This window comes from Micromonospora arborensis (assembly GCF_003205615.1).
GTDB lineage: Bacteria > Actinomycetota > Actinomycetes > Mycobacteriales > Micromonosporaceae > Micromonospora > Micromonospora arborensis.
The window spans coordinates 85,539-98,662 of sequence record NZ_PYBV01000005.1 but is presented as its reverse complement, the minus strand read 5'-3'; the positions used below and the strand labels follow the sequence as shown (position 1 = coordinate 98,662).

Below are 13,124 nucleotides of genomic sequence, written 5' to 3'. Positions count from 1 at the left end.
GCTACCTTATGCCGGTGACTACAGGCGAGCCCCAGGACGAGGCCGCATTGGCGGGCAAGCTGGCAAGCCTTTCCCTCGCGGAACGGATCAGCGCCCGGGTGGCCACGATGAGCCGGGCCGAGCGTCGGGTCGCCGAGTTTCTGCGTACGCACAGCTCCGAGGCCATTTTCGCCACCGCGCAACAGATCGGCGCGGCCACCCAGACCAGTGACGCGACTGTGGTGCGCACGGCCAAGACCCTGGGCTATTCGGGCTTGCAGGAATTGCGGCACAGTCTCGGCAAACAGGTGGTCGCCGCGACCAGCCCACTGGACCAACTGCGTAAACGCCTGGAACGGCCCGGCTCGCAGTCGACAACCCTGCTGTCGCAGGTGTTCGCCGAGGCGACCGAGCGACTCGCCGAGACCGCCCGACGAATTGTCGACGCCGACTTCGGCCTCGCCGTCGAGGCCATCGCCGGTGCCAGGGAGGTCATCGGCATCGGTGTCGGGCCGTCCGAGCTGACCGCGCGTTATCTCGCCCTGAAGCTCAACCGGATGGGCAGGCACGCCCGCTCCACCGGCGAGACCGGGTTCCGCCTGGCCGACGACCTGCTCACCGTCACCGGCGACGACACGCTGGTGCTGTTCTGGCCCAGCCGGCTACGCGGCGAGATGGAGGTCGTGCTCGACCACGCCGAGGCCGTCGGCGCGCGCACGGTTCTGGTCTCCGACTCGCTCGGTCCGCTGATCGGCGACCGGGTGAGCGTCGCACTGCCGGCCGCTCACTCGCCCGGAGACATCGTGAGCGAAGGAATGACCACCCAGGTGCTCACCGACGCTCTCGTGGCGGGGGTACGCGCACACGACGAGGATCGCGCGACGAGCGCCCACGAACTGCTGACCGACCTACGCTCCTCACTCAGCCAGGTCAACGGCCCGAGCCTGCGAAATCGCGGCTGAGGTCGGGCCACTCCCGCACGCCGTCGACAAGGTGGTGCAGGTGCTGCTCACCAGGCCACCTCGCGGGCGTGGCCACCGGGCGTTGGCGCGCGGCCGCGCACCGACTGCTCGAACCGTCACGACGTGGCGGCAGCGGGCACCGTCTGCAGCCAGGCCCGGAGCCGGTCCAGCAGGTCCCGGTCGGGCGGCGGGGGCAGGGCACGGAGCAGTTCGTCCTCGCTCGCCGGACGGGCCGACAGCGCCGCATCCCGCAGCAGCTCCCGCCCGACGGAGACACCGCCGGTGACACCGACGTCCACATCACCCCGGCGGAGCACGTACGCGTGGCTGTCCTCGCGCCGAACGTAGGTGAGCCCGGCACCCTCTGACGTGCAGGCGGCCTGGACGCACGGGTCCTGCCCGGCGACCGTGACGGACAGCCCCACGCGCACGCTGGCGGCGCCGCCGGTGTGGTCGGCGGGGCCGTAGCCCACGCCCCGGGGGATGCCGAGTGGTTGGGCCCGGTAACCCGGCAGGTCGACCACGAACAGGTCGGCCGGCCGTTCCTCGGTGGGCAGGTCGCCGACGGTCGCCGGGCGTAGCGTGCGGGTGGCGCGGCGCAGCAGGTCGCGGTCGACGGCCAGCGAGCCGAGGACCACGACGCCGCGGTCGCCGCGGGTGATCTGGTATCCGTGCTCGACGACCCCACGAAGATAGACCGCCCCGCCCGGTTCGGTGGCGCAGCTCTCTGCCGCCGGGGCGGCGTCGAGGTGCGGCTGGCCGCACTCCCCCCGCGCGTCGCCGACGACCGGATCTGCGATCACGTTGACGTAGCGCGCCGGCGGCACCGCGGACGGATCTGCGGGCGCGAACTCCCCGGCGCCCAGTGCACCACCGTAGGCGGAGTCGACGGGGCGGTATCCGGGGATCTCGACCACGTACGCGGTTCGGCGGTCCTGGGCCGCGTACCGCAGCCGCTCGGTGACCTCATCGGGGCCGGAACGGGCGAGCGCAACCAGGCCGACGCCGAGGAGGCCGACCAGCGCGAGCCCGGCGGCGAGCCGCGGCCGCCACCCCCGCAGCAGCAGCCCGGCGACGAGGACGAACGGCACGCCGCCCAGGAGCAGGGTGAGCGTCGCGTCGGAGCTGACGCCGAGCCCCACCTCGTCGGTCCAACGCCAGCCGAGGCGGGCCAGGGCGAGCCCACCGGCGAGGACCAGCAGCACCCAGAGGCCGGGACGGGCGCCGAGGACCGTGACGGACGCCGTGGAGCGGGCAATCAGCCACAGCAGCCCGGCGCCGAGGACGACCACGACCAGCAGCCCGACCAGCACCGCGCCCCAGCCGACGAAGAGCAGCGGCGCCAGCGCGGGGATGGCGGCCGTCAGCAGCGTCGTCCCGAGCAACCAGACCGCGCCGAGTTGCACCAGGACGCGCCGCCCGGGTGTCGACAGGCCGCCCCAGGCCACGGTGACGTCCGGCTCCGCATCCATAGAGGACGTTGTAGCAGCAGTCCGCCAACCATCGTGGAGCGGTCTGCTGCCCGCCGCCCTGGATCGGAGGGCTGATCACGCAGGTCTCTGGGCCAGTGAAGGCGGTTCTCGACGCACCAGTGCCGGTGGGCGTAATGGTCGCCAGGAGGCGGGCTGCTGCGGGTCGCCCTCAGTCGTGCGGGCTGAGGAAGTCGGTGATGAGGGTGGCGAGCTCCGGTGGGCGTTCGGCGACCATCGCGTGGCTGGCGCCGGCGAGATGCCACACCCGCAGAAACGGATTGTCCACAGTCGCCAGCTGTTCGGCGGTGACTCTGCGATAGGTCTCGTACAGGCTGTGGAACGGCTGTTGTTCGGGGAGGTCCTCGGTGGCGAGAACGAGCAGCAGCGGGCAGCGGACGTCGCGGTAGGCGGGCATCAGGTCGAGGGAGTCCATGGCGTCCCGGAGCTGCCGGGTGAGGTCCGGGACGGGCCGCAGCCGGCTGCGTCCGTCGTCGCCGGGCACGAGGTTACGTTCGAAGGCCGCCACCCAGTCGTCGGGTGCGGCGCCGTAGCGCTGAGCTAGGGCCCGCTGCCCCGCCAGCATGGCGGCCACCTGTTCGGCGGTCAGCGGTTCGGCCAGCATCGCGGCCATCCCGTCGAAGACGGCCCGCAGCTTCGCCAGTTCGGCCTCGGCCTGCTCCGGATCCATCCCGGCGAGCTGGTTCGGACGGTTCAACGGCGGATTGCCGTCCAAGCTGACGGCACCGGGGCATTCCGGGTGACGCTGCGCCCAAAGGGTGGCGAGCATGCCGCCGAGGGAGACGCCGACCACCGCGGGGGCGGTGAGGTGGAGGTGGTCGGTGACGGCAGCCAGGTCGTCCAGTACGTCGTCCCAGCGCCACCGGCCGTCTCCGGACCGGCCGTGACCGCGCAGGTCGACGGTGACCACCCGGTGGGTCGGGCGCAGGTGCTCAGCGAGGATGGTCATCTGGGCGAGGTTGCCGCCAGCGCCGTGCAGGAGCAGCAGCGGTTGTCCGGGTCCGGCGAAGTCGCGGATCGCGATGGGCACGGTCCCGGAGTCGATGACGGTCTCAGACACGTCGGGTTCCTTCCGTGAGCAGTCGGTCGCGTACGGAGGCGGAGCGCACGCCACCTTCGGGGTGGCGGGCGAGCCTGTTGCGGGAGACCAGGTCGTGGACGCCCTGGCGGGTGATGCCGAGCATGGCGCCTGCCACCGCGTACGACACGGATTCGGCGGTCGGGTGGCCGACCCGTCGCGCGACGGCCTGGCCGAAAGGGCCGCGCCACCAGTCGAGGGGTGGGTCGAACGGTCCGTCCCCCGGGTAGAGGGTGGAGATCGCGCGCATGATCACGCTGACGGCGGCCCGGTCGTCGCCGCTGACGATCGTGGTGGCCCAGGAGCGGGCCCGATCCCGGATGAGGGCGCGCAGCGGGTCGATGGAGTCGTGGCCGTCGACCAGGATTTCGAGGGGGTCGAGCAGGCGGATATCGATCAACCGGATGAGCTGCTCGGTCAATTCCTCGTGGGTTGGCGACATGCTGCCTCCTCCATTACTTGACACCCAGCGTCAAGCACTTGACGACGGATGTCAAGCAAGATGGCGCGGGCATGCCCCACTTCGGAACCCCTCAAGCCGGACACCGCACGGCTTTGCCGGGGTCACAGGTCGGGAAAAACGTCACAGTCCCAGGTTGAGCGCATCGGCGGTCCGCACGATGCCACTTCTACCGGTCACGATCGGCGACGCCGGCTCCCGCATTCGCACTCCTGCACGAAGCTGGCCCTCGGCATCGCCGAGGGCCAGGCGGGCTCGGCCGGTACGGGGCAACTGGCCGAATCCTCTCCGTGCCTGAACAAGGTCAGGCAGTCCTGAGCCGGGCTAGCGAACGACGCGGTGAAGCAAACCGACCGTCGCGACGCCCACCGTCATGCCCGGGGCGGGACCAGCCGCGAAGCCGATCAGAAGTCCCACGCCGGTGCCGACGGCCAGAATCACAACCCACCGCAACGGGAGGTGACTCTGCTCAGGCTGTTCAGTTGTGCCACGCGGATCGATCATCGAACCACCTTCCAATCACCTGGGAGGGTGTGGGCGACCCAGAAGCTCGGTCGACCCCGCTTAGGCAACGACCGAAATTCGAGGGCCGCCCCCCGGCCAGCCCGGCAACAGCCAAGCCAGCAGTTGGAGGTCGTGGCAGGCACGGCCTCCGTTCCCCAGGCGAATCGGAAGGAGTTGCGGCTCCGATCGATTCACGCCACGGGCCATCGTACTCGTTGAATGCCATCTCGGCGACTGTCAACCTTCGATGGCGGCTGCCCAGTTACGCATTGTTCTGCTGCGATCCGCCGAGCGGCGCAACATGACCTCGATCGCGGGCAGGACAGGCGGCGGTGTACTCCGCGTCACCGGGCGGGGTGTTCTGACTCGTCGCGGTGTGCCGCCCCTGGTACAGGGTCATCTCGACGCCTTCGCGGTACGATCCCCGCCCCGGCACGCCAGCCTCACCACCAGGAACGCGACGCACAGCATGCCTGTCAGAAGTCTTCGGGGCGGAGCTGACGTCGTGACCGACGCCAATTCGGTGCGCGGTCCTACAACTCCGGCCATGCCGCCCCCAAGCAACGGGCACGTGCGACTCAGCGGCTGCCACACCAGCATCCGTGCAGGGATCGACTCTCCAGTTCGCCACCTCTAGTATGGCCGAATCGTCACTCTCGGTGCCTAGATCGTCTGTGAGGTCGAGAAGCTAATGGAAGGGCAGTGGGAGGCCGGTAGCTTCTGGGCGACTGTGGCCGGGGTGGCGGTGACGCTGGTCGTTGGCCTGCTCGCCGCGGCGATCGCGCTGCGGACGGTGCCCAGACGTCGACTCCTGTATCGGATGTCCGACCCGGTCGCGATGTTGTCGATGCCAGAGGATCTCCGACCCGATCTTGAGGTCCGGCGTAACGGGCAGACCGTGCAGGCCCCGCACATCGTCGACCTTCTTATTCTCGGCAGTGGCCGGCAAGATGTCACAAGCGGGGAATACGATCGAGGCATTCCGCTGAAATTCGACTTCGGTGTACCCATCGTCGAGCACCTCCGCACACGTAGCAGACCGGCGAAGGCCACGCCACCGCCCCTGGAGGTGGACGGACAGGTCCTATCCATCGGTCCAGGGCTAATCGGTGCCAGGCAAATCATGCAGTACACCCTGCTGGTCGATGGCGTCCCCGAACTGGCCTGCCAAAGCTCTTTGGCAAACGTTAAAATCGTGCGGAATGACGGCGAGTGGAGTTTTACCACAACCGGCTTCGGGCACTGGTGGAATCTGCGCTCTATTGGCTTCCGGCGGGCCAGCACAGCATTGCTCGGCGCCGTGATGGCGGGTGTCGTGACACTCGCCGGCATCGCGATCAACAACGCCCTCGAAACGGCGGGGCAGCCTCGCTTCATCACCGCCAACCCCACTGCCAACCCCCTTGGGGTGACGCGATACCTGTCGGGTGCACCAATCAACGAGGTGCCGCCGCCTGACATAGTTTGTGGTGTCGGCGACTCCGGCGCCAAGGCCTCCGTCGGCCTTGTGGCCGCAGATTCGCTAGGTGTAGAGGTGGTCTTGGCAGCCGGGTCGGAACCGGTCGTGGTTACGGACATTGAATTCGAAGCCGTCGAACTGTCCGACCCAATCGAAGGCGTCGTCCTCGACTGCGAAGGCGGAATGGGCGGCGGAGAGGTTGAGACCATCCGGCTAGCTGTCGAAATAGACCGATCTGGGCAGATTACAGCTGATGACCCACAATTTTGGAGCCGAAATCTGGTTCAGGTTGACGCGAACCAGACATTCAGCTTCAACCTTGTGGTCGTTGCGCGCAATGTCAATGTTCAATGGCGGGCAAAGATGCAGTACAGGGTGGGTGGCACCGCAAAGAACGTGATTGTGAAGCCGGGCAATGGTGCCGAAACGTTTGGGGTGTCAAGCACCGGGTCGAGTCGGCCGTACGGTCCCAGCGATGGCAGATGGGCACCGATCAGCCCGTAGACCGACGAGTCGGAGACCTCGCCGTTCACGACGCAGTCTTCCCGCGACGTCCCTTCCCGCACGAACCCGAGAGTCTCCAGCACCCGGGCAGAGGCCACGTTGCGGGTATCGGCCTCGGCCTGCACTCGATTCAGGTCCAGCGTGTCGAATGCCCACCGCAGCACGGCGCGCGCGGCCTCCGTGTGCGACCACGGCAACGATGTGCCCTGCTCCGGGGTCGCCATCGTGGACAGCCTGGCACCACGGGCGAGCATCCGCAGCGCTGCCGTTGCCGGAGGTGGTGGAGCTGCCGTGTCGTGTCGACACAGAAGGCGGTGCGTGATCGCACGGGATAATCCGGGCGACGTCGGTGGTCATTTCCGCAATGATGGCCAGCATGGACGGAGACGAGGTCGAGGTGGTCGTCGCCCATAACGAGCACGCGACCCTGCGCGTCGGCGACGTGTTCGTGAAGATCGACGCCGATCAGACCCGCAGCGACGTCGAGGTCGAGGCGATGGCTCTGGCACCGATCCCGACCCCGGAGATCCTGTGGCGGAAGCCGCCCGCGCTCGCGCTCGCCGCTCTCCCGGGGACGGCACTCGGCCACCTCGGCGAACCATCTCCCGCCTCGCCGGCCGCGTGGGCAGCGGCGGGTGCCGCCGTACGGATACTGCACGACGCGCCGCTGCCGCCGTGGCCCGGTCAGAGCCTCGACGAGCTCGCGGCACGCCTCGCCGACGAGTGCGAGTGGCTCGTCGCCAACGACGTCCTTCCCGCCGACGTGGTCACCCGCAACCGCCGGCTCGCCGAGACTGCGCTCCGGCCGTGGACACCGGTGTTCATCCACGGCGACCTGCAGGTCGACCACGTCTTCGTCGCCGGTGACGAGGTCACCGGCGTTGTCGACTGGTCCGAGGCGTCCCAGGGCGATGCGCTCTTTGACCTCGCCACCCTCACGCTCGGACACAAGGAGCACCTTGGCGACGTCATTGCCGGCTACGGCGTCGACGTCGACCGAGACCTCATCCGCGCGTGGTGGTCGTTGCGATGCCTGACCAACGTGCGCTGGCTGGCCGAGCACGGCTACGGCTCGCCGGACGGGTTCCCCGAGGTCGCCGTGCTGCGAGCCCAGTAGGCCACTAGCCGGAAGAACACTCCGGCCCAGGACGGCAACGCCCTGGGCCGGAGTAGTGCTGCGACTGTCAATCTTGCCGATCAGGTGATGTTGATGTCGCTGCACCACATGTAGGTCTGGTCCATGTGGGACGCCTTCCAGATCACGAACAGGACGTGGCCTCCGGTGCGTCCAGAGACCGAGACGTTGAACGAGATGTTCTGCGCTGGCGCGTAGCGCCCGGTCGTCGCGATCAAGTCGAGGTTGCCCCACCCGACCTGCTGGGTGGCCCGATTGAATCCCTGCTTGGTGACGTAGACCCGGAAGTAGTCAGCACCGTGGCTGGCCTGGTCGTACATCTGGACCGTGAAGTTGGGGCTGACGTTGGTCGCCTTCCATGCTCCGGGCTGGTTCACCGAGTTGTTCCTGGAGAGGGCGTTGCTGCAGAGCTGCCCGTCCGGGGTGCGGGCCTGGAACTGGCCGGCGAGGCCGTCCCGCAACTGGCTCATCCAGTTCCACATGGTGTCGGGGTTGGCCTGGAAAGCCTGCCAACACATGGGGTCCTGTTGCTGCATGGCTGGGTTCGTGTGTTGGTTGCCCCAGGTCTTCCAGCACTGGTAGGCGCGACTCGCCGGGTTGATGACGGTGCCGTGGGCCTGGGCTGCACCCGTCGACGGCAGCATGCCAATCACCATGGCGAACAGCAGGACGAGCGCCTGGAGGGACCGGCGGACGGTTGACCGCGATTGCCCGCCGGATTGATCGGACTTGTGTGAACGCACTGTTCATCCTCCGTTCTTCGGTACTGGGGATCAGGATGGGAACGCTCCCAAGCCAACTGTTACATCTATGGGCTTAAATATCAATACTGATCTATTTATGGCCGGATGTGGATCGAGCTGACCGGTCCCGTCAAGCCGCTGACGGCACGCCGAGCCACCTGGGCTGGATCAGAGCCCGGCTGCGGCGTCGTACCGGCGGCGCTGGTCGGCCATCTCCGACTCGGCCAGCGCCTCCTTGAGCGCCAACTCCGCGTACTTGTCGGGGAACATCTGCCGCAACCGGTCGGTGAACATGACGTCGGCGGTCGCCTCGACCACCTGGATGCCCGGAGGTTCGGTGGACATGTCCATGATCACTGGGCCGGCCAGCTTGACCGCCACGTCCCAGGGGCGCTTCTGCTCGGCGACCCCGCAGAGGTGGAAGCCGTAGACCGTCTGCACGTCGGCGAGCGCGGTGGCCTCGGCCGGCTCGTAGCCGTAGACGCGGACGCCACAGATCACCGGCGGCTTCTTCTCCTCCGTGGTCACCTGCTGGGCACCGTGTCCGGCGTGGTTGTGCTGCCCCGGGTCCGCCTGTTCGAGCGTGGCGCGCATCCGGGTCATGATCTGCCCTTGCAGATCCGCCGGCTCGGCCTCCGGGCCGGCCCGGTTGAGCAGTACGACCGCGCCGGCCGACACCGCCAGCACGATCACCGCCACCCACACGAAGCGGTTTCGGTACCAACCCGCGAAACCCTCTCGGATCATGATTGCTTCTCACCTCGTTGCCGGTTCTGATGCGCTGGCAGACCGAATCGGACGCCCCCGGTTGTCAGACGTCGGGCGGTCGGCCGCCGGGGAGACGCACCCGGGAGATACGGAGGGCGGGCGAGGATGCCTGCCCGTCGTGGTCGAGATGGCCCGGCGATGCGGCATGCGAGCGCCTGCCATAGCGGCGCGCTGCCGGCACTGCGCTGCTCCCGTGCTGGCCGTTCCCAGCACGGTTGCCCCCGTGCTGCGGCGATGTGAGCCATTCCAACACGATTGGATCCGCTCTGGCAACATCGAAGTGCATCAGTGTGGATTCGGTCCGGTCGGCAGCGAGACGGCCAGGGACAGACCACCGGGGCCGGCCGCCACGGTTGGGCATTGGTGAAGGTCAATGTATGGTGGGAACGCTCCCAGATTGCGTTCCCCACCCCACCTGCTTGAGGAGCTGAAACATGTCACTACGGCTTTCTCGCCCGGTCGCCACGCTGGCCGGGCTGCTCGTTCTAGCCCTGTCTGCGTCTCTGCTGCCACCGGCGCCGATGGCCGGCACCGCCGCGGCCGGCACATCCCACACCCGCGCTGCGCCACTCGCTGAGCTGACCGTGGTATCCGAACGGGTGGCTTTCGGTCTGCAGCGTCCGATCGCGATCACCGGGCTGCCGGACGGCCGGATGCTGGTCGCGGAGAAGAACGGCACCGTCCGCGCCTACCACCCCGACACCGGCTTGGCGGCCGAGCCGGTGCTCGACCTGACCGCCCGGATCGACACGTCGGACAACGAGCGCGGCCTCCTCGGCATCACGCCTGCGCCGAACTTCGCGCGGACCGGGATCCTCTACGTGGCCTACACGAGCCTGCCGGCCGGCGCGCTGACCCTGGCGCGAGTGCCCATCGGCGCTCCTGAGCGGGTGCAGGTGCTGCTCACCCAGGAGCACGCCGAGTACGGCAACCACAACGGCGGACAGGTAGCGTTCGGCCGCGACGGTTACCTCTACTGGTCCCTCGGCGACGGCGGCCACGCGAACGACCCGTTCAAGTCCGGTCAGAACCTCGGAACCCTGCTCGGCAAGATCCTGCGAATCGACGTCAACCGCACCTGCGGGGGGAAGCCCTACTGCGTTCCCTTCGACAACCCGTTCGTCCGCGTGGCGGGCGCACGACCGGAGATCTGGGTCTACGGGCTGCGCAACCCGTGGCGGTTCTCCATCGACCCGGCAGACGGCTCACTGTGGATCGGTGATGTCGGCCAGGGCCTGGTCGAGGAGATCAACCACATCCGTCCGTCGCAGCGTGGGGCGAACCTCGGCTGGTCCTGCCGAGAGGGCGCTCCGATCTTCGACCCGGAGCAATGCCGGCCGGGCGTGCGGTACACCGACCCGGTCTTCGAGTACGACCACTACATGACCGAGAACTGCTCGGTGACCGGCGGCGTGGTGTACCGAGGGTCCGCCACCCCGGAGGCGCGGGGGACCTACATCGCGAGCGACTACTGCTCGACCCTCGCGTTCGCCGTACGTCCCAAGCCCACCGGCGGCTACGAGTCCGCCACGATCGGAAACTTCCCCACCCAGCCGACCGCGTTCGGCACCGACGTGAACGGCGAGCTGTACGTGCTCAGTGACCTACCGGGATGGCTGAGCCGGGTGCGGATCGAGCGGGTCCCGCCAGCCTCTGGCGGCGGGGCGGCAAACCGCTGAGCCTCGGAGCAAACCCTCCGGATCCGCAACATCGCTGAGGGGACGGCCACGTTCGGGCGGCCGTCCCCTCCCCCTGCGCCAGCACCGCGTCGCGGGCCCGCGGGTCGACACGTTCGGCCGGCTCGGCGGCGAGGCGCGGGTAGCGGCCAGCCCCTCCCGGTTTCGGCGCGGGAACACCAAGCGCCTAGTAGGTGAAGGTCCAGAGGAAGTACAAGCCGGGAGCGTTGGGACCGTACTGGCGGTACTCGCAGTAGTACCAGCTCCACTGGCCGGTCTGGGCACCCTCGCTGCCGTAGCTGTTGCAGAACTGGCCGTCGTAGTAGACGCCGCGCAGCGTGCCGCCCGGCGGGTCCGCAGCAGCCGGAGTGGCGCCGATCCCGACCAGCCCGCCCAGTGCGAGCGTCACCGCCGCTACCAGGGTCGCCCATCTGCGTCCACGCATGAAGCTACCTCCCAACACCGTCCACAGTGCACCATTGCTCATCATCGAGTCGGGACCATGGCATCGAAGTTTGTGAAAGTCAGGCTTGCACGGGCGCGCACTGTTCGACTCCCGACAACGGGCGACGCTACCGCGATGATCCGCCAGCACGGTCTCCGTCGAACGGGCAGCCGCCCTGAACACGGGTCAGCCCGGGGCGACAGAATGCCCCACCAGGACCCGTCATGCCGGGTCCGCGACCCGCAGCCGTGGCCACCGCTGCTCGGTCCAGGCCCGCAACAACCACTCGACCGGTCCGTACCGGAACCGGGCCATCCACGCCGCGCTGCTGGCGAGCTGCACACCGTAGATCGCGACCGCGATGAGTACGACGACCGGGGGTGCGACGGCACCGGCGAGGCCAAGCCCGACGCCGGTGAAGACCAGCACGCAGAGCAGCGACTGACCCAGGTAGTTCGACAGGGACATCCGCCCGGCCGGCGCGAGTACGGCGACAGCCCTGCGCCCCCTGTCGGTCTGGAAGAACTGGAGCAGGGTGGCGGCGTACGCGGCCGCGAGCAGCGGCGCGGTGAGCACGCCCGCCGTCAGCCCGGTCAGGTTGGCGGTGCCGCCGCCCGCTGCGAAGATCACCGCACCGGCCAGGCCGATCGGATAGCCGACCTGCTGCACCCGGCGCAGGAGCTGCCGGTTCCCGCCGACGTTGGTGAGTAGCCGCCGCCGCCCGGCCGCGTAACCGAAGAGGAAGGCCGAGAGGGCGAGCGGCCCCTGCACGAGGAGTGCGCCGAACATCGCCGGCAGCTGACGTACGTGCTCGGTGATCACGGAGCCGATCCCGCCCTGTAACGCCTCGGTGGACCGCTGCCCCGCCGCGAGTGCCGTCGCCGGATCGGTCACCAACTGGGTCCCGCCCGCGGCGGCGAGCGCGAGGACGAAGCCGATCCCGCCAGTCACCAGAACGGCGGTGCGCAGCGCGGTCCCGACGCTGACTCGCCGCATGGCGAGCAGGACCAGACCGAGCAATGCGTACGTGGTCAGGATGTCGCCCTGGAACAGCAGCACCGCGTGCAGGATGCCGAGCACGAAGAGCCCGGCCAGCCGACGCCGGAATCGTGGGGCGAAGTCGACCCCGCGCCGCGCGGCGGAATCGAGCTGGAGCGTGAAGCTGTAGCCGAACAGAAAGGAGAAGAGCAGGTACGCCTTCATCGCGAGGAACAGCTCGACCAGCCACCGGACCGCCTGGTCACCCCACGAGTCGTGCGCGGGATCCGGAACCAGTTGGAATGAATAGCCGGAGGCGAAGAAGGCGATGTTGACGACCAGGATGAGAAGCAGCGCCACGGCACGCAAGGCGTCAACGTCGACGATCCGGGAGAGCGTCCCAGACGCTCGATCTCCGACGGGCGGGTCTTCGATGGAAGGATTCACGTGACTACCTCCGGGACGACAGGAGTCGTGGTCGATATCTCTCCTGTGACCGTAGGAAGCGGCCTGTCCGGATGACAGCCAGTGAGCGGGACGGTCGCCGGTGGGGCAGGCCCTACCTTCTCGCCGGGGCGTCGGGTGAATCGAACGTCGGCCACGGCGGCCAGACTGGTCACATCCTCCACCGAAGCGCCGAGGTCGCTTTCGTCACGGTGGTGTGTTCGGCGAGCAGGGCCGCGTCGTAGAGGTCCTTGCCTTGCGGGTACCGGTCGGTGGCCAGCCACAGCAGCTTCCATGCCAGCGCCAGCGGGGCGGGCGCGGCCAGTACCGGTTTGTCGACGTCCGGCAGGATCAGCACAACGTACGCGCCACGGTCGAGCACAATATGGACGAGCTTCACGCCATGGTCGTTGGCGAGCGCCCACAGCTTTTCGGCCTGAGAAGCGTGAGCCGTAATGTGGATCTCGAAGTCCCCCGACACCTCAAGCACCGGCCGAGC

Annotated in this window: 13 protein-coding genes and 1 pseudogene; 4 read left to right on the top strand and 10 right to left on the bottom strand. The window is 68.5% G+C overall.

All coding sequences use genetic code 11. The features are described from left to right. Positions 1-14: 14 nt before the first annotated feature. Entirely contained in the window at positions 15-941 is a 927-nt protein-coding gene (locus tag C7C45_RS03505) for a MurR/RpiR family transcriptional regulator (RefSeq protein WP_208641051.1), read from the top strand. Positions 942-1,057: 116 nt separating this feature from the next. Here the strand turns inward: C7C45_RS03505 and C7C45_RS03500 are convergent, their stop codons facing one another. The 4 genes from C7C45_RS03500 to C7C45_RS33500 all read right to left on the bottom strand — a co-directional run bounded on the left by C7C45_RS03500 (position 1,058) and on the right by C7C45_RS33500 (position 4,473). Then, positions 1,058-2,413: a hypothetical protein gene (locus tag C7C45_RS03500; RefSeq protein ID WP_110562182.1), complete on the bottom strand. Its 1,356-nt coding sequence runs from the start codon at positions 2,411-2,413 to the stop codon at positions 1,058-1,060. Positions 2,414-2,582: 169 nt separating this feature from the next. Beyond that, complete coding sequence (locus C7C45_RS03495) at positions 2,583-3,491, bottom strand: alpha/beta fold hydrolase (RefSeq protein WP_110562181.1); 909 nt, start codon at positions 3,489-3,491, stop codon at positions 2,583-2,585. Beyond that, positions 3,484-3,951 carry a hypothetical protein gene (locus tag C7C45_RS03490; RefSeq protein ID WP_110562180.1) on the bottom strand — a complete coding sequence of 156 codons (468 nt, stop codon included), beginning with the start codon at positions 3,949-3,951 and terminating at the stop codon, positions 3,484-3,486. Before C7C45_RS03490 ends, C7C45_RS03495 begins: the two co-directional genes overlap by 8 nt. Positions 3,952-4,293: 342 nt before the next feature. Next, positions 4,294-4,473 carry a hypothetical protein gene (locus tag C7C45_RS33500; protein WP_146247256.1) on the bottom strand — a complete coding sequence of 60 codons (180 nt, stop codon included), beginning with the start codon at positions 4,471-4,473 and terminating at the stop codon, positions 4,294-4,296. 739 nt (positions 4,474-5,212) lie between these two features. Between C7C45_RS33500 and C7C45_RS34755 the strand changes: the two genes are divergently transcribed. Then, on the top strand, positions 5,213-6,436 hold the full coding sequence (locus tag C7C45_RS34755; RefSeq protein WP_244200227.1) for a hypothetical protein: 1,224 nt from the start codon (positions 5,213-5,215) through the stop codon (positions 6,434-6,436). Between the two features lie 71 nt (positions 6,437-6,507). On the opposite strand, the pseudogene C7C45_RS34750 reads toward C7C45_RS34755, so the two are convergent. Further along, positions 6,508-6,660, bottom strand: a pseudogene (locus C7C45_RS34750) (GNAT family N-acetyltransferase); the annotation flags it as partial. 152 nt (positions 6,661-6,812) lie between these two features. Between C7C45_RS34750 and C7C45_RS03480 the strand changes: the two are divergent. Then, a complete protein-coding gene (locus C7C45_RS03480; RefSeq protein WP_110562498.1) occupies positions 6,813-7,553 on the top strand; it encodes a phosphotransferase family protein in 741 nt (246 codons plus the stop codon). A gap of 80 nt (positions 7,554-7,633) precedes the next feature. Here C7C45_RS03480 and C7C45_RS03475 read toward each other — a convergent pair whose 3' ends face one another. Both C7C45_RS03475 and C7C45_RS03470 read right to left on the bottom strand, forming a co-directional pair. Further along, on the bottom strand, positions 7,634-8,215 hold the full coding sequence (locus C7C45_RS03475; RefSeq protein WP_244200226.1) for a lytic polysaccharide monooxygenase auxiliary activity family 9 protein: 582 nt from the start codon (positions 8,213-8,215) through the stop codon (positions 7,634-7,636). Between the two features lie 267 nt (positions 8,216-8,482). Then, on the bottom strand, positions 8,483-9,061 hold the full coding sequence (locus C7C45_RS03470) for a hypothetical protein (protein WP_110562179.1): 579 nt from the start codon (positions 9,059-9,061) through the stop codon (positions 8,483-8,485). 455 nt (positions 9,062-9,516) lie between these two features. Between C7C45_RS03470 and C7C45_RS03465 the strand changes: the two genes are divergently transcribed. Further along, positions 9,517-10,761, top strand: coding sequence for a PQQ-dependent sugar dehydrogenase (locus tag C7C45_RS03465; protein ID WP_110562178.1), 1,245 nt, complete (start codon positions 9,517-9,519; stop codon positions 10,759-10,761). Between the two features lie 184 nt (positions 10,762-10,945). Here the strand turns inward: C7C45_RS03465 and C7C45_RS03460 are convergent, their stop codons facing one another. The 3 genes from C7C45_RS03460 to C7C45_RS03450 form a co-directional block, all read right to left on the bottom strand. Continuing rightward, positions 10,946-11,203 (bottom strand): hypothetical protein, encoded by a 258-nt coding sequence (locus C7C45_RS03460; RefSeq protein ID WP_146247255.1) that lies wholly within the window; start codon positions 11,201-11,203, stop codon positions 10,946-10,948. A gap of 222 nt (positions 11,204-11,425) precedes the next feature. Continuing rightward, positions 11,426-12,628, bottom strand: coding sequence for a DUF418 domain-containing protein (locus C7C45_RS03455; protein ID WP_110562176.1), 1,203 nt, complete (start codon positions 12,626-12,628; stop codon positions 11,426-11,428). Positions 12,629-12,797: 169 nt separating this feature from the next. Further along, positions 12,798-13,115 (bottom strand): hypothetical protein, encoded by a 318-nt coding sequence (locus tag C7C45_RS03450; RefSeq protein WP_146247254.1) that lies wholly within the window; start codon positions 13,113-13,115, stop codon positions 12,798-12,800. Positions 13,116-13,124 lie beyond the last annotated feature (9 nt).